At 65.4% G+C, this 20,237-nt stretch carries 13 protein-coding genes; 2 read left to right on the top strand and 11 right to left on the bottom strand.

Translation table 11 applies throughout. The annotated features are described in order from the left end of the window. Window positions 1–87 precede the first annotated feature (87 nt). From AC07NK_RS10430 to AC07NK_RS10395, 8 genes are all read right to left on the bottom strand, one after another. A complete protein-coding gene (locus AC07NK_RS10430) occupies window positions 88–1,008 on the bottom strand; it encodes a FecR family protein (RefSeq protein WP_495170523.1) in 921 nt (306 codons plus the stop codon). Next, the gene (locus tag AC07NK_RS10425; protein ID WP_495170522.1) at window positions 1,002–1,475 is read right to left on the bottom strand and encodes an RNA polymerase sigma factor; all 474 of its coding nucleotides are present in this window, start codon (window positions 1,473–1,475) and stop codon (window positions 1,002–1,004) included. The genes AC07NK_RS10430 and AC07NK_RS10425 overlap by 7 nt, the downstream gene beginning before the upstream one ends. A gap of 87 nt (window positions 1,476–1,562) precedes the next feature. Then, entirely contained in the window at window positions 1,563–2,552 is a 990-nt protein-coding gene (locus tag AC07NK_RS10420; protein WP_495170521.1) for an amidohydrolase family protein, read from the bottom strand. Next, a complete protein-coding gene (locus tag AC07NK_RS10415) occupies window positions 2,549–4,495 on the bottom strand; it encodes a S9 family peptidase (protein WP_495170520.1) in 1,947 nt (648 codons plus the stop codon). Before AC07NK_RS10415 ends, AC07NK_RS10420 begins: the two co-directional genes overlap by 4 nt. A 64-nt stretch (window positions 4,496–4,559) precedes the next feature. Next, window positions 4,560–7,247 carry a TonB-dependent receptor domain-containing protein gene (locus AC07NK_RS10410; protein WP_495170519.1) on the bottom strand — a complete coding sequence of 896 codons (2,688 nt, stop codon included), beginning with the start codon at window positions 7,245–7,247 and terminating at the stop codon, window positions 4,560–4,562. Window positions 7,248–7,329: 82 nt separating this feature from the next. Beyond that, window positions 7,330–7,470: a hypothetical protein gene (locus AC07NK_RS10405; RefSeq protein WP_495170518.1), complete on the bottom strand. Its 141-nt coding sequence runs from the start codon at window positions 7,468–7,470 to the stop codon at window positions 7,330–7,332. Window positions 7,471–7,508: 38 nt separating this feature from the next. Continuing rightward, the gene (locus AC07NK_RS10400) at window positions 7,509–9,878 is read right to left on the bottom strand and encodes a glycoside hydrolase family 95 protein (protein WP_495170517.1); all 2,370 of its coding nucleotides are present in this window, start codon (window positions 9,876–9,878) and stop codon (window positions 7,509–7,511) included. Then, on the bottom strand, window positions 9,878–11,275 hold the full coding sequence (locus AC07NK_RS10395; protein ID WP_495170516.1) for a hypothetical protein: 1,398 nt from the start codon (window positions 11,273–11,275) through the stop codon (window positions 9,878–9,880). Before AC07NK_RS10395 ends, AC07NK_RS10400 begins: the two co-directional genes overlap by 1 nt. Window positions 11,276–11,375: 100 nt before the next feature. On the opposite strand from AC07NK_RS10395, the gene AC07NK_RS10390 reads away from it, so the two are divergent. Then, window positions 11,376–12,638: an alpha/beta hydrolase family protein gene (locus tag AC07NK_RS10390; RefSeq protein WP_495170515.1), complete on the top strand. Its 1,263-nt coding sequence runs from the start codon at window positions 11,376–11,378 to the stop codon at window positions 12,636–12,638. Here AC07NK_RS10390 and AC07NK_RS10385 read toward each other — a convergent pair. After that, window positions 12,635–14,047, bottom strand: coding sequence for an alpha-L-fucosidase (locus tag AC07NK_RS10385; RefSeq protein WP_495170514.1), 1,413 nt, complete (start codon window positions 14,045–14,047; stop codon window positions 12,635–12,637). The two genes, AC07NK_RS10390 and AC07NK_RS10385, sit on opposite strands and share 4 nt — an antisense overlap. A gap of 79 nt (window positions 14,048–14,126) precedes the next feature. Next, the gene (locus AC07NK_RS10380) at window positions 14,127–17,012 is read right to left on the bottom strand and encodes a TonB-dependent receptor (protein WP_495170513.1); all 2,886 of its coding nucleotides are present in this window, start codon (window positions 17,010–17,012) and stop codon (window positions 14,127–14,129) included. Window positions 17,013–17,179: 167 nt separating this feature from the next. On the opposite strand from AC07NK_RS10380, the gene AC07NK_RS10375 reads away from it, so the two are divergent. Further along, complete coding sequence (locus AC07NK_RS10375) at window positions 17,180–18,547, top strand: glycoside hydrolase family 28 protein (protein ID WP_495170512.1); 1,368 nt, start codon at window positions 17,180–17,182, stop codon at window positions 18,545–18,547. A 265-nt stretch (window positions 18,548–18,812) separates the two neighbouring features. On the opposite strand, the gene uxaC is transcribed toward AC07NK_RS10375, so the two are convergent. Then, window positions 18,813–20,237, bottom strand: a complete 1,425-nt coding sequence (gene uxaC, locus AC07NK_RS10370; RefSeq protein WP_495170511.1) for a glucuronate isomerase — start codon at window positions 20,235–20,237, stop codon at window positions 18,813–18,815.

The raw sequence follows: 20,237 nt of genomic DNA, 5'->3' as shown, positions 1-20,237 counted from the left end.
TATAGCCTCTACACCACTTCACCGGACCATTCCGGTCGATCGCCCGACGATAGGTCACGATACGCTGTACGTGGCAGGAAGATGTGATCAAGGCGTCAAAAGAACCGCTTCACCCTCACGCTGCACACGCAAGCCGTGAAGCTGCGCTACCGCGGCGGCGAACTCCGCCGGGTTATCGGTCGCGAAAACGCCCGAGATCGGGAGCGAAGCGAGGCGCGCGTCGTTCACGATCACCCGCCGCTTGCCATAGCGGTTCACTTCGGCGACGGCCTCGGACAGGGGAGTATCACGGAATCTCAGTTCGTTGCGGCGCCAGGCTGTGATTGAATCGAGTAGTGGAGTGTCAAGCACCGGCACCGCGCCCGGTGTCGCCGACAGGCGTTCGCCCGGCGCGAGGACGGCGAGCCGCTTGCCCGTGCGCGACACCTCGACCCTTCCGCTGAGCAATGTGACGCGGACGCGGTCCCCGTCGCGCCGCACGATGAAGCTGGTGCCGAGCGCCCTGATCCGTTCGTCACCGGCCATGACGATGAACGGCCGCGACGCATCGTGCGCCACGTCGAACATCGCCTCGCCGCGGTCGAGCGAGACCTCGCGCTCGTCGCGGGCAAACTTCACCGTGACATGGCTGTCGGTATTGAGCGAGACCCGGCTGCCGTCGTCCAGCGCCGCGGTGCGCTGCTCCCCGACCCGGGTGTCGAGGATCAGCGGCTGGTCGAGCAGGACCGTCATCGTCCCGGCGCCGATGACAAGGGCCAGCGATGCCGCGATCGCCATCGGCACGAACCGCCGGGAGCGCTGCGGCGCTTCGTCCTGCGTCACCGCGCCGGGCAGAAGGTCCCAGACCCCGGTGGCGCGCTCGAACGCTTCCTGATGCGCCGGATCGGCCTTGAGCCAGTCCTGCAGCGGGCCCCGCGCGTCGGCGCCCCGCGGACCGTGCAGCCGCGCGAGCCACGCCGACGCCTCCGCGTTCAGGCGCGTTCGCTCTTCCCTGGACCGTATCACCATCGTTCCATCCAGTTCATCATCTCCAGGGTCGCGCGGGCGACCTGTTTTTCAACGGCGGGGATCGACATCCCTTCTTCGCTGGCGATCGTCGCGTAATTCACTCCGTCGAGGCGCCGACGGAGCAGAATACGGCGCGTGCGTTCGGGCAATCGCGCAAGCCCGGCAGCCGCGTGGTTCAGGCGCGCCTGCGATTGCAGCACCTGTTCCGGGTCCGGCGCGGCATCGGCGATGCTGAACACATTCGCAGCGGAGAACGGCGCACGGCGCTCGCGACGCTCTTCGTCGATCGAGAGGTTGACGGCGGCCTTGACCAGCAGGGCTTCCTGCGAGCGCACCGTATGCCGCTGTTCGTAGCGCTCCACCTTCAAAAAGGCTTCGTGCACCAAATCCTCGGCATCCTGATCCGGAACGCCGCGCCGCCGCAAAACGGCTCGTACGTGCCGAAACATCTCGCTCAACTGGTTCATCGCTTTTCCTGCCCGTCCCCTACATGAGTTGGCCGCCGCAATTCGACAGAATTCGTGCACGGAGCGGTACGATCGGCGGCGGGCTGCTCATGGCCCGGTGTTGCGGGCGATCTGCCGCCATTCGGATCGAGTCAGCGGAAGGGTGGCGAGTCCGGCATAATAGGCGCGCAGGTCGCGTGCGAACGGCCAGTCCGATGCGGGCAGGAAATGCGCGATCCCGATCCTGCGCATCAGGCCGACCAGCGCCGTCTTGTTCTGGCCCGATGCGGCGCCGGGCGTGATCGCGCCAAGATCGAAATAGAGATTGGCGCAGCGTTCGCGGTCCTGTTCGCAGGCATCGGCGAAGACACCGAGCGCGTCGATCGTCGCTGAATCGATGCCGCCCCAGCCTGCCGCATGCGCGATCTGCACCGTCGTGCCCTGCGCGGCCGGCAGCACCTCGCGCATGAAAATCCGAGCCTCCTCTGCGCCATAGCCGGCTGCCCGGTTGCGCATATGGATCATGATGCGCAGACGCGCCGCCGCCGCGGCGCGCACGGTCGTTGCCAGCGTCTTCACCTGATCGGGCTGGTGATAGTCAAACCGCGAATTGGCCAGATGCAGCTTGATGCCGGCAACGTTGCGATCGCCATGCCAGCGCTCGATTTCCCACAATGCCGTCGCGGTGAGCGGATTGACGCCGATATAGGCCTCGAGCCGCCCGCGATGTTCGCGCGCCAGCGCGACGGTGAAGTCATTCGCCTTGCGCACGATCGCGACATGATCCGGAGCCGGCGGCACCATCATCGGGCTTTCCGCCAGATAGGCGGTCGACATTACCCGCGCGCGGCGAATTCCCGCCTTGTCCATTGCCAGCAGCAGATCACCGGCAGTCAATGGGTTGGAGAATTCGGGGTCGCATGGGCTGGCCCTGCCCGGGCTGGCGCAATAGTCGGGCAGGATGGCGAGGATTGCCGGCGAATGGATATGGACATGATGATCCACCGCCACGGCCGGCGCCCTCCGTTCCGCCGCCTTCAACGGGGCGACGGACAGGAGGATGGCCATGGCGATGGTAAGCACGAGCACCAGTGTCACCGAGGCGCGTCGCCGAGCAGCGTCTGCTTCCAGAACAGCACGCTGGTCCAGAAATAATAGTCCTCATTCTCCTTCTTGCGGAAGACGTGCCCGTCATTCTGCGCGAGCAGATGCCACACGGTGCCGCCCTTGCCGCGGACCGCCTTGATGATCTGATCGGCCTCGCTTGCCGGGACGCGCGGATCGTTGCCGCCGGTCGCGATCAGCAAAGGCAGGTCGATCTTGTCGACGCTGGTCAGCGGCGAGATCTCGATCAGCTTGGCGCGCTGCTTCGGGTCGCGCTCGTCGCCATATTCGACCCGGCGCAGGTCACGGCGATAGGACTGGGTATTCTCGAGGAAGGTGACGAAGTTGGAGATCGCCACATAGCAGTTCGCGCCCTTGAGCCGCGCCGAGTAATGGGTCGCGGTGGCGTAGCACATATAGCCGCCATAGGAGAGGCCGGTGACCGCGAACCGGGCGGGATCGAGCGTCGTGTCGCCCGACAGCGTATCGAGGAAGGCGCCGATATCCTTGACCGAATCCTCACGCTTGAACGGCCCGTTGTCGAGGTTGACGAAGCGCTTGCCGAAGCCGCTCGAGCCGCGGACATTGGGGAAGAACAGCGCGATGCCAAGCTCGTTGAGATAGTAGTTTTCGGCGCCGAGGAAGTCGGGCCGGGTCTGCCCCTCGGGCCCGCCATGGATGTTGACGACCAGCGGGCGCTTGCCCGGGAAGCGCGCGGGATCGGGGCGATAGAGGAAGCCGGTCACCGTCTCGCCATCGAAGCTCTTCACCTCGACGAGCTGCGGCTCGACATTCTTCGCCGGGTCGAGCCCGCCAGTCTCGCTCGCGGTCCAGCGCGTCACGGCAAGCGTCCTGGGATCGACGGCAAAGGCGTCGCCTGCGACGCGCGCCGACGACATGCTGAGCCCGATCGTGCCCCACGGCGCGATCTCGATCGACGAGCCGATCGAATAGGGAATCACACCGGCCGGAAGACCGGTGACGGCACGGGTCGCGCCCGTCGCGGCATCCATCACATGCAACCGGCTGACGCCCGCTTCATTGGTTGCATAGGCGAGGAAGCTGCCGTCAGGCGCGAGCGCATAGTCGGTCACGTCCCATTTCGGCTCCTTCGAGACGGCCGTGAACTTGCCCGTGCGCGGATCGAGCCGGCCCAGCCGGACGAAATCGGAATCGATATCCGACAGCGTCCAGATGCCGCCATCGGGCGCGTAGCGCGGGGCGATGTGCGAGACTTCGCGCTTGAGATCATTGAGCGCGCGCATCTTGCCGGTCTTGAGGTCGAGCTCGTAGAGATCGGCGCGGTTGATCGACATGCGGTTGATCACCAGTGCCTTCGCCCCGTCCGCGGAGAAGTCGGCGATGTTCCAGCCGCCGCCTTTGACCGTCGCGACCAGACGGTCCGACTTCGGGTCGCGCGGATCGACCACATAGAGATCGGCATCGGCGCCGTTGCGCCGCGTCGAGGAATAGCCGAGCAGCTTGCCGTCCGGGCTCCATCCGCCGAACCAGTTGCGGCTCTTGCCGTCGGTGAGCAGCTGAAGCCGCCCGTCGGCCAGCCGGAAGAGCTGGTAGAACTCGCCGCCGCCGACATCCTTCTGCACCACGGTGACGTCGCCGGCACCGGGCGAGATGCTCGCCATCAGGATCGGCTCATCCTCGAAGCTCAGCTGGGTGCGGTCGGCATTCGGCGCGACCACCCGGTGCACCTGATCGGTGTTGGCGAAGCGCGTCTTGACCAGCATCGAACGGTCGACCGGGTTCCAGCCGAGGAAGTTCGCCTTGCGCGCCTGAAGATAGGGCTGCGTGTCGGCGGCGAGCGCTTCGGGGATGGCGGGCATGCCATCGGCGACGATCGCGGCAGGCTTGGCGACCTGAGCGATCGCGGTGGCGGGGAACAGCGCGAGCGCCGCGGCGAAGGCAGGGCGAAGGAACATCAGGCACTCTCCAAAAGGTCAAACCCGCCTCGGCATGGTGCCGGGCGGGTTTGCCGAAACGGGATCAGAAGCGGACGCGGGCACCGAGGGTGAAGTAGCGGCCCAGAACGTCGTAATAGGGCGAGAAGAGCGATCCCGCCGGAGGATCCTTGTCGAACAGGTTGGAGATGTTGGCGTAGATCTCCATCTGCCGCCCTTCCGCCACCGGCACCTTCATCTGCGCCTGCAGGTCGAAATAGGTGTAAGCGCCGATGTGGTTGTTGGTGAGCGGGACCTGATTGTTATACTCGCCCGGCGAGATGTAGCGGGCGCGGATCAGGCCCGAGAAGCTCTTGTCCTCATAACCGATCGAGCCGTTCACCCGCCACGCCGGTACGCCGAGGCCGAACGAATAGCCCTGCGAGCGGACATATTCGAGCTTCACCACGCCATCGTCGGTGGTGAGGCTGTTGACCCAGGTGCCGAGCAGGCGGAACTTCATCCGCCCTTCGGACGACGCGAACAGGCGGTCCAGCGGCAGGATGTAGGACACTTCCGCGTCGATGCCGTCGGTCTTGTAGTTCGCCAGATTGACGAAGGTCGAGACCGTGCGGGTGATGTTCCCGCTTCCGTCACGCTCGACGCGTGCGCACAGCGCGGTGTTGCCGTTGAAGCAGCGTGTCACCAGATCCTGCGCGGCGACGGTGGTGATGACATCGTCGACGTCGATGTTGAAATAGTCGACCGACAGGTTGAGGCCCGAAACCGCGGGCGGCGAATAGGTGAAGCCAACGGTCCAGGTATCGGCCTTTTCCGGATTGAGATTAGGATTGCCGCCGCCGTTGCTCAGCACATAGACGTTCTGTTTGGTGACCGGGTCGTAGATCGTGTTGTAGCCGGTCGTCGTCTGCGTATAGAGCTCGCTCAGATTGGCCGAACGGATGTCGCGCGAGCGCGTCGCGCGGCCGCGGAAGCCGGGAAAGAACTCGTTGGTGAGACCGAGCTTCCACGACCAGATCGAACCCGTCGTGCTGTAGTCGCTGACGCGCACCGCGCCGTTGAACTCGAGCTTGCGCAGCAGCGGCGTGTTGTGGATCAGCGGCACCAGCACTTCGCCGAATGCTTCCTTCACGTCGAAGCTGCCCGACATCGCCGAGAAGCTGAAGGTGCGGAACGCCTTGGCAGCGTCGAGCGCGCCGACGGTCTGCGTGATGCTTTCCTTGCGCGCCTCGACACCGACCGCGAACGAGACTGCGCCCGCGGGAAGCGCGAACGGCTCGCCGCGCAGGCTGATCCCGCCGACGTCGAGCTTGGTCTTGCCGCGCTGGCTCGGCGTGCCGGTGACATAGTCGATCGCCGCCTGCGACGGCGCACCCAGGCCGAACAGGTTGATCGGCACGCAGTTGGTCGACGGGGTGGTCAGCGCGATCCGGCAGATCGGGGTTCCGCCCGGGCCGGCCACCGCATCGACCGCGTTGGCGAACTCGCGCGTCAGCAGGAAGCCGGGCGTGTCGATGTTGTTCTGGTACTCGCCATGGCTGTAATAGGCGCTCCAGCGCAGGTTCGACCCGATCTTGCCGTCAAACGCCAGCGTGCCCTGAGTGACCTTGCGCTCGAAATCGATCGACGGATAGGACAGGTCGCTGTTGAAGCGGCCCATATAGAAGCTGGTCTGGCCGGCATTGGCGAGCGCGGTGCGTACGCTGTTCGACAGGAAGGCATTGTCCGACTGGATCTGAATGCCCGACGTCGCGGTGCCCTGCACATGATCGCCGAACCAGACATAGTTGTTGTACATGCGCGAATGGCGCAGCTCGGCGGTGACCTTGATCGCCGGGGTCAGCTCATAGGTCAGGCGGCCGAGCGCGCTGTAGCGGCGCTGCGGGGTCATCAGCGGGCTGAGATCGTCGTTCGACGGGCCTTCGCCGCCGGTCATATAGCTGCCGACCACGCGACCGAAGTCGAAGTCGCGCAGCGAGCCGTCGGGGTTGAACGCCTTGCCCTTGAGCACGCCCGAGGTGATCAGGCCGCCATAGGCCGAGGTCGAGAAGCCGACATCGGGCGTCATCGCGCCGCCGAACGAGGCCCAGCGGCCGATCTTGTCGCGTGCGACCTTGGGCACGATGCCGTTGCTGTTGAAATACTCGCCGCCGATCACGAAGTGGCCGCGGCCATCGGCAAAGCCGAACCCGGCCTTGCCGTCGAAGCGGTGCTGCGCGGCGTCGCCATAGGTCGAAAGACCCGCTTCGGCGCCGAGCTGGAGGCCGCTGAACTTCTCGTCGATGCCGATATTGACGACGCCGGCGACCGCGCCCGAACCCCATGCCGCGGATGCGCCGCCGGTCACGACCTGCGCGCTGCGGATCAGGACATTGGGAATGGTGTTGAGGTCATTGTCGCTGGCGATGCGGCGGCCGTCGACCAGCACCAGCGTGCGGTTGATGCCAAGGCCACGCAGATCGACCGGGGCATTGCCCGCGCCGGTGTTGGTGCCGGTGGTCTGCGCCGAGGTGGTCGCACGGAACTGCGGAAGGTCGTTCAGCGCCGCGGCGACGTTCGGGCGCGCGCCGACCGACAGATCCTCGGCGGTGACGGTGATGGTCGGGGTCGGCGTGTCGAAATTGCGATCGATACGCGATCCGGTGACGACGATCTCACCGCCCTCGTCGGCGGCCTGCGCTTCCACCGGGGCGGGCTCGACGGCCTGCGCCCATGCGGTTGCCGGGATGAAGATTGCTGCGCAAGCGCCGACTACACTGCCAAATCGCGTCATATGACCCCCTGTTGCAGCCGGCGGTCCATTGCCGCAGGCTTTCAGAGGGAAGACGAACGGATTTCACAAAACAGACATGGTTCTAAAATTTTTCCGGAACCGGGCCGACTCCCTTGAGGGAATAGCTTTTGCCGAAGTCGTTGACCGCGGTATCGGCTGAGACTTCGCTGTAGAGCGTGAGCGTGAGCGGGATCGCGGCTCGGGGCAGCGTGGAATCACTCACCCGCTCATGCGAATGCGCGCTGCAGCGAAAGGCTGCGCTCAGGACCCGATCAGGCGCGCCATATGCAGTCTGCCGGCACCGGGCGTGATCCGGACGCGATCGCCGGCCCGCAGGGTGAATTCGAGCGTCATGCCCCCGTTTCGCACGCACACGGGGCCGCCGGAGTGAGCGGTCAGGACCGCCTCGGTCATCCTGCCCTGCGCCCAGACGATATCGACGCCGATATTGCCCCGCGCGCGCAACCCGGAAACCCGCCCGCCCGGCCAGAGACGCGGCAGCGCGGGCAGCAGGTGGATCGTCCCCGAATGGCTCTGCATCAGCATCTGGCCGATGCCATGCGCGCCGCCCAGATTGCCGTCGATCTGGAAGGGCGGGTGCGCGTCGAACATGTTGGGATAGGTGCGGCCGGGCTGAAGCAGCATCTTCAGCACCTTGTACGCGCGCTCCCGCTGTTCGAGCCGCGCCCACAAATTGATCCGCCAGCCGATGCCCCAGCCGGTGGCGTCGTCGCCGCGGACCTCCAGCGTCCGGCGCGCCGCCGCGGCCAGCTCGGGCGTGCGCTGCAGCGTGATCTGGTCGCTCGGATACAGCGCATAGAGATGGCTGACATGGCGATGGTTGATCTCGGGCGCGTCCATGTCCCAATCGTCGAACCATTCCTGCAACTGCCCCGCCTTGCCGATCCGGTCGGGTGGGATCTTCGCCAGCTTAGCCGCGATCTCAGCGCGCAGCCCTGCATCCTTGCCGAGCAGCTCCGACGCCGCGATAGTGTGCCTGAACAGGTCGCGCAGCAGCTGGCTGTCCATTGCCGGACCGGCACAGATCGACACGCCGGGCCGGTGCGAATTCTCCGGCGAGTTGGATGGGTTCATCACCAGTTCGCCGGTGCGCGGATGCGGCACCAGCGCGTCGAGGTAGAATTGGCACGACGACGTCATCAGCGGGTAGAGTTCGGCCAGGAACGCGCGGTCGCGGCTATAGTCCCAATGGTCCCACAGCGTGTTGAGCAGCCACGCGCCGCCCATCGGCCACATGCCGTAGAGCGCGGATGAATTGACCGTCGCCTGCCGCCACAGGTCGGTATTGTGATAGGCGACCCAGCCGCGCGCACCCCAATCGTTGCGGGCGGTGCGCTGCCCGGTGATCGCGAGATCCCTGGTCATGCGCAGTAGCGGCTCGACCAGCTCGCCCAGATTGGCGGCATCGGCCAGCCAGTAATTCATCTCCGCATTGATGTTCAGCGTCCATTTGGATTCCCATGGCGGCGCGGTGCGTTCGTTCCAGATGCCCTGAAGGTTGGCGGGCTGCGTGCCCGGCCGCGACGACGCGATCAGCAAATAGCGCCCGAACTGATAATAGAGCGCCGCCAGCGCGGGATCGTCGAGCTCGGCCGAACGCGCGATGCGCTGGTCGGTGGGCAGATCGGCGGCCGGACTGCGCCCGAGGTCGATCGCGACGCGGCGGAACAGCTTGCGATGGTCCGCCTGATGCGCGGCGAGCAAGGCCTGCCAGCTCTTCGCACCGGCCGCGGCGATGTCTGCGCGAACGATCGCCGACGGATCGCCGCCGATATCGTCGAACCGGCGATAGCTGGTCGCGGTCGCCACCAGCAATACGACCTCATCGGCATCCTCGATACGAATGCCGTCGCGGCCGGTGGTTTGCCGTCCGCCGGTGCGCTGCACCCGCACGCGCGTCTCGAACCGGATTCCGCCGGGAACGCCATGCTGCGCCGGGCCGATGCCGCGCATGACCAGCGTATCGTCGCCTTCCACCGCGATCTCGGCGTCCTGCGGCGTGAACAGGGCGATATTGACGTTCACCGATCCCGCCGGGGCATCGGTCGACAGGCGGATCGCGACGACACGGTCGGGTGCGGACGCAATCACTTCGCGCAAATGGGTGACGGTCCGCACCTTGAATCGCGTCGTTGCGACCGCGCCATCGAGGTCGAGGCTGCGCCGGTAGCTCTGGCTGTTCTCGATCCCCTGGAACAGCAGCAACAGGTCGCCGATCGGCTGGTACGACATCTGCCGCTGCGGCCGCGCGACCAGCACCTCGTCGGCCAGATCCTGTGCTTCCTTGTATTTTCCGGCCCAGATCAGCTCGCGGACGCGCGGCAGCCCCGCCCCCGCTTTGGGGTTCGTGCCGTCATAGGGCGATCCGGCGAAGAAGCTGTCCTCGTTGAGCTGGATCCGCTCATTGGCGATCCCGCCGAACACCATCGCGCCCAGCCGGCCATTGCCGAGCGGGAGCGCCTGCACCCATTCGTCCGCGGGGCTGTCGTACCACAGGCTGTTCCCGTCAGCGGCGGGCGCATCTGCGGCCGATACGCGCAGGGTCGAAGCAAGCGCCAGCCCCGCCCCTGCCTTTACCGCCGCGCGGCGCGAAAGCCGGGGCGTTGCCATCAACCGCGCCGTCCGGCCAGGGTGAACAGCATCGCCGTTACCGGCGGGATCGTCACGGTCCGGGCGGGGCGCCGCGACACCGTCGCCAGCGTCGTCGCATCCTTCACCGACGCCGACGGTCCGGTCAGCAGCACCACCCGCGCTTCGGGCACGGCGGGCAGTTCCACCGCTACCGGCGCGTCACCCTGATTGACCAGCGCGATCCGGTCGCGACCGTTCTGGCGCAGCGCATAATAGCCGAGATAGGGATCCGGCACCGCGCTCGTTTCGAGGAAGGTCGCCCCATCGAGCAGTTGCGCGAACCGGGTTCCGTAATAGAGCGGGCGGCGCGAAAAGCCCCTGGACGGCGTGCCGACGATCGGAGAATAATTTCCATACCCCCCGCCGTGCCAGTTGACCCCGACCCAGCCGCGCTGCGCCCAGTCGAGCATCCGGTTTGCGCCCCAGACCGATGCGGCATGCACGTCGGACACGCCGATCTTGCCGCCATCCCAGCAGCTGTTGCCCTCCGACATGCGGTAAGGCAGCCCCGCCACGCGCCGCGCATCCTCGACCACCGCATAGCCCGCGTGCTTGAACGTCGCGGTCTTCGCTTCGGGCAGCTTGAGCTGATCGAGCGTCGCTTCGGGCGAACCGGCGGGTCCCATCGCGTAATAATGGCCGGTCAGCATCGCGACGTCGGGGTAGCGCCGCGCGACGGCGGCAAAGGCGGTGAGATACTCCAGCTTGTTCGAGATTCCCGGCCCGGCAAATTTCAACCCCGGTGCGGCGGCGGTGATCGCCGCGTGGAAGCGATCCCATTCGGCAACATAGTCAGCGGCGGTCCAGCTGGCGGGGCGATAGCGGTTGCGGAACACGTCGGGCTCGTTGCCGATCTGGATCGCCGACAACCGCGGCCCCAGAATACTCTGGACATCGGCAGCTTCGCGCGCCGCCTGTTCGGGCGTGGCGTGCGCCATGTTGAGCCCATAGAGGCAGCTCCACCCGGTCGCGTCGAGAAACCCGCGCAGGTTCCGCAGCGCGGCGGTCGAGACGTTCAGACCTTCGCGATTGAGCTTGTTGTGCTCCGGCCCGTGAATCTCGAACGAAGGTGCGATCACCTTGTCGCCGACATAGGCGGTATGCTCGCCCGATGACCCGCCCAGCCGGATGCTGCCCGATGGCGACAGGCCGCGGATCATCTGCACGAACGCCTTGTTGTCCGCCGAGAAATAGCCGGGGTTGGACAGCTGCGCGCGCTCGAACGACAGGCCCACGAAATCGTGCGGGATGGTCGCGCCGGTTTGCGACCGGTCATAGCGCAGCGTCACGACCCGATCGGCCGCCGCCGCAATCCGGGGGAACGCCGCCACGCCGCCCGCAACCGCCAGCATCTCAACGAAATCACGGCGCTTCATGCGGCACTCTCCCCTAGCCTGCCGCGCGTCTTACGCGATCATATGATTATCATATGTTTGGAAAACCTGTATGACAAGAATGATCGGGAGGAGAGATAGAATGCCGCGCTTCGGCAGTTGCATCACCGGTTTCGCGGCAGCCACCCTCGCCTGCACGGTTCCCGCCGCAGCGCAACTCGACGGCAATTCGAACGAGGCGAAGGTCGCCCCCTATCGACTCCCCGATCCGCTGATCGCCGCGAATGGCCGCATTGTGCGAAACGCGAAAGACTGGCGTCACCGGCGCGCCGAGCTGATCGGGCTGTTCGAAACGAATATCTATGGCATCGCGCCCCGCCCTCTGCGGCAGCGCTACATTGTCGACGAACAGGACCCGGCCGCACTGGGCGGGCTAGCAGTGCGGCGACAGGTGACGATCCTGCTCGACGGGCGCCGCGACGGACCGCAGATGCGCGTGTTGCTCTATCTGCCCGCAGCGGCACGGGGCCGGGTACCGGTATTCGTCGGCCCCAATTTCCATGGCAATCAGGCGGTCCATCCCGACCCCGCCATCCACATCACGCCGGCCTGGGTCACCCCGGCACCCGGCATCCGCAAGGGCAGCGCGACGCTGCATTCGCGTGGTATCGACGCGTCGGAATGGCCGGTCGAGGCGATCCTGAAGGCCGGCTACGGGGTCGCCACATACTTCACCGGCGACCTCTATCCCGATGGCGACAACAAGGTCGCAGAGAGCATCCAGCCGTTCTTCGGCACCAGCCCCTCGGACCCGCAGCATTGGGGCGCGATCGCGACCTGGGCGTGGGGGCTGAGCCGCGTCTATGATTATCTCGCGACCGATCGCGCCGTCGATCCGCGCCGCGTGATTGTGTTCGGCCACTCGCGCTACGGCAAGGCGGCGTTGTGGGCGGGCGGGCGCGACGAACGTTTCGCGATGGTGATCGCGAACAATTCGGGCGAAGGCGGCGCTGCGCTCTACCGCCGCAACTTTGGCGAGACGATCCGCGTGATGAACAATTACTGGTTCGCGCCGCGCTTCAAGACCTTTGCCGAGCGCGAAAATGAGCTACCCGTCGATGCGCATATGCTGATCGCGCTGGCCGCCCCCCGCCCCGTCTATATCGCCAGCGCGACCGAGGATTGGTGGGCCGACCCGAAGGGCGAGTTCCTCGCCGCGAAGGGCGCCGATCCCGTCTATCGCCTGCTCGGTGCGGGCGGACTCGATGTACGGGAAATACCCCCGCCCGACCGGTCGATCCGCTCGCGGATCGGCTATCACATCCGCACCGGCCCGCATGCCCTGACGGCGAGCGACTGGAGCCACTTCATCGCCTTTGCCAATCGCTGGCTCAAGCCCCGCTAGCTGCTGCGCTCGCCGCCGATATTGATGCCGTAGCGCGGCCATTCGGGCCGGATCAGGTGATGGCGGACATAGGGCATCCCCTCGCACGTCAGCTCGATCACCGTGGTCGGTGTATCCGGTGCTTCTTCCGGCAACCCGGTCAGCCGCAGCGCGATATCGTCCTGCGTGAACTTCACCACCTGCCCGGTCTTGAGCAGTCGTGCGGACAGGATTTTGGTCCGCACGCCGCCGACCGCCACCACCGTCTCCGGCCGCAGCACGTCCAGCGTCTCCGCCGCCGGGCTTTTCGACGGCCAGAAATAGACGTGGATGTACAGCTTGTCCTTCGCCCGGGTGAAGTTGGTGTAGTTGCCGAACGCCCCCGCCGCGCGGCCATCCGCGTCGTAGATCGCCGCACCGTTGGTGCGCAGCCACGCGCCCACTTCCTCCAGCGTTTCCACCGACGCGCGCGGCACCGATCCATCGGCTTCGGGACCGATGTTGAGCAGGTAATTGCCGCCCTGCTGTACGCACAGGGTCAGGTCGTTGACCAGCCGGCGCGCGCTCTTCCATTCTTCATCGGTGCGCTGATAGCCCCAGCCATAATTCATCGTCGCGCAGGATTCCCATGCGCGCTCCGCCGCGGTGATGCGATGCTCGGGCGTCGCGAAATCGCCGTCCAGCCCGTTGCGGTTGTTGACGATGATGTCGGGCTGAAGCGCAAACACCATGCGGTTCATCGCGTCCGCCCGCCACTCTTGCGGCGTCAGCGGCCAGTCGACGTCGTACCACAGGATGTCGATCCTGCCGTAGTTGGTGAGCAGCTCGCGGATCTGCGCGTGGGTATACGCGACGAAGCGTTCGCGCGCGGCGGGATCGTCCTTGCAGCGCGCGCCGTCGGGATGATGCCAGTCCATCAGCGAGAAATAGAGGCCGACCCGCAGTCCCTCCGCGCGCGCCGCCTCGACGAATTCGCGCACGATGTCGCGCCGCGCGCCCTGCCTCGCCGAATTATAGTCGGTCTGCGCCGTATCCCACAGGCAGAAGCCTTCATGGTGCTTGGTGGTCAGCACCATGTATTTCTGACCCGCGCGCCGCGCGAGACGCGCCCATTCGCGTGCGGCGCCCGGCTTGGGCAGAAAGCGCCCCGCCAGCCGCTCATAATCGGGGATCGGAATGCCTTCCGATTCCATCACCCATTCCTGATGCCCGATGACGCTGTAGAGGCCGTAATGGATGAACATCCCGAACTTTGCATCGTGCCACCAGCGCATGCGGCGGGCGCGGCTTTCCTCCTGATAAGCAAGCTTGAAGCCGGCGGCGACTGCACTGCTCCCGTCCGCCTCCTGCGCTGCCGTGGCGGACGCGAGCAGCGCGCCCGCGCCGCCCGCCACGCCCAGAAATGCGCGCCGGTCGATCGAATTGGTCATCTTCCGCCCCTTGCTTGCGGACACAAGAAAGCCCGATCTGTCGCCAGACCGGGCTATCTCGATCAGATCATGCGTTGCGTCAGAACTTGAACGCGACGCCGGCGGAGAACTTCCGGCCCGTGAACGACGTGTAATAGGGATCCTGACGGACCGAGTCGTAGTAGAACTCCAGCGCCTCGTTGGTCAGGTTCTGCGCCTCGAGCCGGAGCTGGATCTGCGGCGTGATCTGATAGGAAGCCGCCAGATCGACGAAGACCGTCGAGCTCGCGCCCTGCACGTCGTTGACGACCCCACCCTGCGCGTCCGTTCCGATGCGCGAGGTCGGCACGGTCAGCAGATATTTGTCGCGATAGGTCGCGGTGCCGCGAATGCTGAACTTGTCGTCCTCGTAATAGAGCGTGCCGCTCACCGTGTGCTTGGACAGGTTCACCAGATCGCGGACAATTGTGTTCGCGCCCGTGCAGGGTGCGCTGGAAGTCCGGCAATAGGTGATCTGCGAGTCGACGAAGGTGTAGTTCGCCAGCATGCCGAAGTTGCGGAACGCGTCGCCGAGGAAGTCGAACCCGCTCTGGACGTTGACCTCGACGCCCTTGAGCGGGCCGCCCGGCGTATTCTGCCGGCCACTGACGGTGAATTCGGTGTTCGAGTCCCACGGCGAGCCCTGGATCAGCGAGAGCGGCAGCCCGGTCTGCCCGAAGGTCATCGTTTCCGACAGCGACTGGATGTAGCTGTCGATGTCCTTGTAGAAGCCGCCCACCGAAATCAGCCCGCGCCGGCCGAAATAATATTCGAGGCTTGCATCCACCGTCTTGGCGCGGATCGGCTCGAGATAGAAATTCGGGCCCGAAATGGTGCGCGTGTTGAGCGCGATGTTCACACCCGCCGGAAGGATATGGTTGAGCTCGGGCCGCGCCATCACCTTCGCTGCTGCAAAGCGCAGGATCAGCTTGTCGGTGAGATCCATGGTGAGCGTGGCCGAGGGCAGCCAGTCGTCATAGGAGCGCGACAGCACGCGCGACACGCCCGCCACGCTACCCTGTCCGCTCTGCTCGGTATGGACGTAACGCACGCCGATATTGCCGCGCAGCCCCACACCGAGCGCATCGGTGTTGAAGTCGATCATGCCATAGGCACCTGTGATCGCTTCGTTCAGACGGTCGCGCACCGGGATCGGGGCGAGCGCATAGGTGCCGCTGTCGTCGTTGGTAAAATTGATCAGCTTGTCGATCGCATCATAGTCCGGCGCCAGCCACGCGCCCGACCCGCCGCCCGGCATCGATTTTCCAAAGCCGTCGATCAGCGTCATCACCGAGCTCATCGCGGTACCCGCGGGAAGATCGCCCGTGGTCACATTACCCGCACGGGTCCGCGAGTAGCGCTTGTAATTGCCTTCGCGATACTGAACGCCGGCGCGGACCTTGAAGCCGTCGAACAGCGCGTAGGTCGCGTTGAACTCGGCGGTCAGGTTTTCGGTATCTTCCTTGCTGTCGCCCTTGTTGAGCAGGTTGCGGAAGATGGTGACGCCGCCGCCCGCAACATTGGGCGCGAACAGATAATTGGCCGCGTTGGTGGTGTCGAAACCCCAATCGATCTTCGGAACGCTGCCGCCGTCGCGGAAATCATAGGAGAAGTTGTTGACGTCGTTGGCGAAGAAACTGATCTGGGTCGAAACCGGATTGGCCAGCGTCGAAAGCGACAGCCCGACAAAGCCGTCGATCGTCAGCTTCCCCAGTTCCTGCGAGAAGGTCGCGTTGATCTGGCGGAAGGTGGTCGTGTATTTCCGCAGCGCGATATCGTTCGAGATGTCGACGCCGTTGAACTTGCCATACTGGATGCTGCCGAGCGGATCGACCGCGATATCGGTGACCGACGTCATCGGCTGGCCATGGTTGCCGGTGCCGCGCGCGAACGAGTTGGCGGCGAAGCTATAGTCGCGCCGGGTCACGTCGTACCACGAATAGAGGCCGTCGATGGCGATCTTCGTCCCTTCGGCCGGCTCCGCTTCCAGCGTGACCGTCGCGCCGAGCCGCGAATAATCCTGATCGGACCGCAACCAGCGCGGACTGCGATAGATGAACGCGTTCCGCGCAGTCTCGTAATTGGCGATGTTCTGCGCCGTGCCCGGCAGGCGCGGCATACCCGTCGCGCAGTTCAGCGTATCGGTGCCGATCGCGGCATTGTTCCCCGGGTTCTGCGTGGCATAGCCGACGGGCGAGCAGAAGCCGCCCTGCTGGGTACCGCGATACACCTCGACCGCGGACCACGCTTCTTCGCGCGTATAGCGCTTCGTATAGGCGAGCGACGCCGCGATGCCGAAGGTGCCGTCGAGAAACTTCTTGGACACGAGCCCGGTGACGCGCGGGCTGAACTTGCCGCGCAAATCGTCATAGGTGCCCTGCGCGCTTGCCGCCAACGTGAAGTCGTCGGCATAGGCCAGCGGTCGCGGGGTCTTGAGATCGACGGTGGCGCCGAGCGAGCCTTCCTCGACATCCGCCGAATAGGTTTTGCGCACGGTCAGCTCGCTGAACAGCTCGGATGCGAAGACGCTGAAGTCGAACGAACGCGACGAATTGAAACCGGCGCGAATGTCCGAGGAATTGGTCGAGCTCGCGCCCTGCATGCCGTTGAGGCGCACACGGGTGAACTGAGCGCCAAGGCCGCGGACCGAGATGGTTTTGCCTTCGCCGCCATCGCCGCGCGCCAGCGCGACGCCCGGCAGGCGCTGCATCGACTCGGCAAGGTTCGAGTCGGGGAACTTGCCGACATCCTCGGCCGAGATCGAATCGATGACGCCGGTCTCGTTGCGCTTGGCCGCGAGCGACTTCTCCAGCGATCCGCGGAATCCGGTGACCGTGACGTCCATGACCTCGTCGCTCGTTTCCGGAGCGGGCGCAGGCGCGTTCTGTGCAGCGGCCGGATTCACCCAGGAAAGGCCGACCGCCAACGCGACAACCGAAAAGTTCAATCCGAGACTCCGAGCGCTTTTCGCCATTTCAACCTCCCCGTAAACGCAGCCTTTGGCTTGCTTGACGCCAAACCTGTAAGACAGATATACCTGTATGACAAGTGATGAATCACCCGGCTTTTGCCGGGTAGAGCACACGCGAATAACGGGAGAGAGGGGTGCCAAAGATGGGAACACGTCGGGGCTTTCTGACGCACGGGACGATGCTTGGATTGCTGGCGCTGCCCGCTTCTCCGGCCTTTGCCCGCAAGCGCGTCGTCGATATCCGCAGCCATGGCGCGGTCGGCGACGGGCGCACCATGAACACCCGCGCGATCCAGAATGCGATCGATGCCTGCGCGAAAGCTGGTGGCGGGATGATCGCCGTCCCCGCCGGCGTGTTCGTCAGCGGATCGATCTGGCTCAAGCCCGGCGTCGGTCTCGAACTGCGCAAGGGCGCGGTGCTGCGCGGCTCGCCGAACCTGTCCGACTATCCACTGGTGCTGCGCCGCTTTGTCGAAGCCTTTCCGGAAGCGCTGCGCCTCGGCCTCATCAACGCGCAGCATAATCACGGGCTGCGCATTGTCGGCCCCGGCACGATCGATGGCGGCGGCGACCCGTTCTGGCGAATGTTCTTCAACGCACCCGAGGAAAGCGTTCAGGGCGTGAAGGCCGTCTATCACTTCCCCCAGCTCTGCTCGATCGAGGATTGCGACGACGTGCTGATCAGCGGGGTGACGTTCAGGGACGCCGCCTTCTGGAACCTGCATATGTACCGCTGCCGCCGGTCGGTGATCGAGGATTGCAGCTTCGAGGTACCGCACGAGATCCGCGCGCCGAGTAGCGACGCGATCGACCTCGACAGCTGTCAGGATATCGTCATCCGCCGCTGCCGCTTCTCGGTCGATGACGACTGCATCGCGCTCAAGGGCACGCAGGGTCCGGGCGCCGCGGCCTATGCCGAAGCGCCACCGGTCGAGCGCATCTATATCCATGACTGCGTGTTCGAGCATGGTCTGGGCTGCGTCACCTATGGCAGCAACGCGACGGTGGTGCGTGACGTACGAGTGGAGCGGATCACCAATGTCGGCGACATTCCCACGATCCGCTTCAAAGTACGCCCCGACACGCCCGGGCAGGTCTATGAGAAGCTGCGAGTGAAAGGCATCCGCCTCGCCGAGGCCCCGACACCCTACGGCACCGACTGGCACAATCGCGAAGTCTTCTACGGTTACGGCAAACCCAATTTCGGCGCGGACGATCCCGCGGTCGGGCTGATCGTCAATGCCCGGCTGGTCCATGGCACCAAGGTCGAGCCACGCATGCCCGGTGCAATCATCCGCGACGTCGTGATCGAGGACGTGACCGGCACCACCCGCCGGTTCGGCAACATCTCAGGCAACCCGACCACGGCGATTTCCGATTTCCTGCTGAAGGACATCAACGTGCGCCTGACCGATCAGGGCGAGCGCCAGAAGCTGATCGCCCGCAACACCCGCGACATCCGGTTCGACAATGTCCGCGTCAACGGCGCTCCGGGCGAGATCGTCACCTAAACCGCTCGGCTACAACCAACCGTCACCCCGACCTCGTGCCGGGGTCCACATCGCCGCACGCAATGATGTTGAGCCTCGCGCATATAGTTCGCCGCCCGGTGGACCCCGGCACAAGGCCGGGGTGACAGCTTGAACCGACTTGCAATGTTGGAACTGAGTTGCGAGCCTTTCCCGGCTCTTTCTCATCGTCGGTTCAGCCAGAACCACCGCCCTCGCGCACGCGTGGCAGTGTGACTTTTGGGACCTTCCGGTATCCCGATACCCGTCAAAGCCGATAGGCCTGCCGCACCAGATTATACGCCAGATCCTGTGCCACCGCGAACGCCTCGTCCATCTCGATCCGATGTTCCGCCACCAGCCGGGCGAGGAACGAGCAGTCCACGCGCCGGCTCATATCGTGCCGCGACGGGATCGACAGGAAGGCGCGGGTGTCGTCGTTGAAGCCGACCGTGTTGTAGAAGCCGCCGGTCTCGGTCACCTGCTCGCGGAAGCGGCGCATGCCCTCGGGGCTGTCGTGGAACCACCAGGCCGGCCCGATCCGCAGCGCCGGATAATGGCCGGCAAGCGGCGCGATCTCCCGCGCATAATTGCTCTCGTCGAGCGTGAAGAGAATGATCGTCAGGTCGCGTTCGTTGCCATAGGCGTTGAGCAAGGGCTTGAGCGCGTTGACATATTCCGTGCGCGACGGCCAGTCATCGCCCTTGGCCTCGCCGAACACATTGGTCACTGCCGGGTTCTGACTGCGCAGTGCCCCCGGATGGATCTGCATGACCAGCCCGTCGTCCATGCTCATCCGCGCCATCTCGGTCAGCATCTGGCCGCGGAAGCGTTCAGCGTCATGGGCGTCGCCCTCGCCGCGGACGACCTTGCCGAACAACGCCGCCGCCTCCTCCTGCGGCAGATTCTCGGTATGCGCGGTCGGGTGGCCGTGGTCGGTCGAGGTGCAACCGCCATGCTCGATGAAATAGCGTCGGCGGTTGCGCAGCGCGGCGAGATAGCCGCCCCAGCGCGTCACATCCTCGCCCGTGATCCGGCCCAGCTCGGGCAGCGCCTCGCGAAAGCGCGGATGCTCGGGATCGGTGACATTGTCAGGGCGGAAGGCGGTGACGACGCGCCCCTTCCACCCGCTCGCCGTGATCGCGCGGTGGTGGCGCAGGTCGTCGAGCGGGTCCTCGGTCGTCGCGAGCAGTTCGATCCCGAACCGCTCAAACAGCGCGCGCGGGCGGAATTCGTCAGTCTTCAGCTTTGCGTCGATCTGGTCGTAGATCGTATCGGCGGTCGCGACGCTCAGCCGCTCGGGAATGCCCATGATCTCGTGCAGCGCATGCCCGAGCCACATCCAGCTGGGCGTGCCGCGCAGCAAATGGAAGTTCTCCGCGAAGCGCCGCCAGATCTTACGCGTATCGGTCTCGACCCAGCCGCCGTCGATGCGCGGCACGCCCAGTTCCTCCAGCTTGACGCCCTGACTGTAGAGCATGCGGAAGATGTAGTGATCGGGGATGATGAACAGCGACGCCGGGTCGCTGAACGGCTCGTTGGTCGCAAACCAGGCCGGATCGGTATGGCCGTGCGGGCTGACGATCGGCAGGTCCTTGACCGAGTCATATAGCGCGCGCGCGATGGTCCGGATGCCCGGGTCTGCCGGGAACAGCCGGTCTTCGTGCAGGCGATAAGGTGCAGTGTCGGTCAT

Source organism: Sphingomonas sp. GW821-FHT09B04 (genome assembly GCF_059418285.1).
This window is presented reverse-complemented; position numbering and strand designations above follow the sequence as displayed.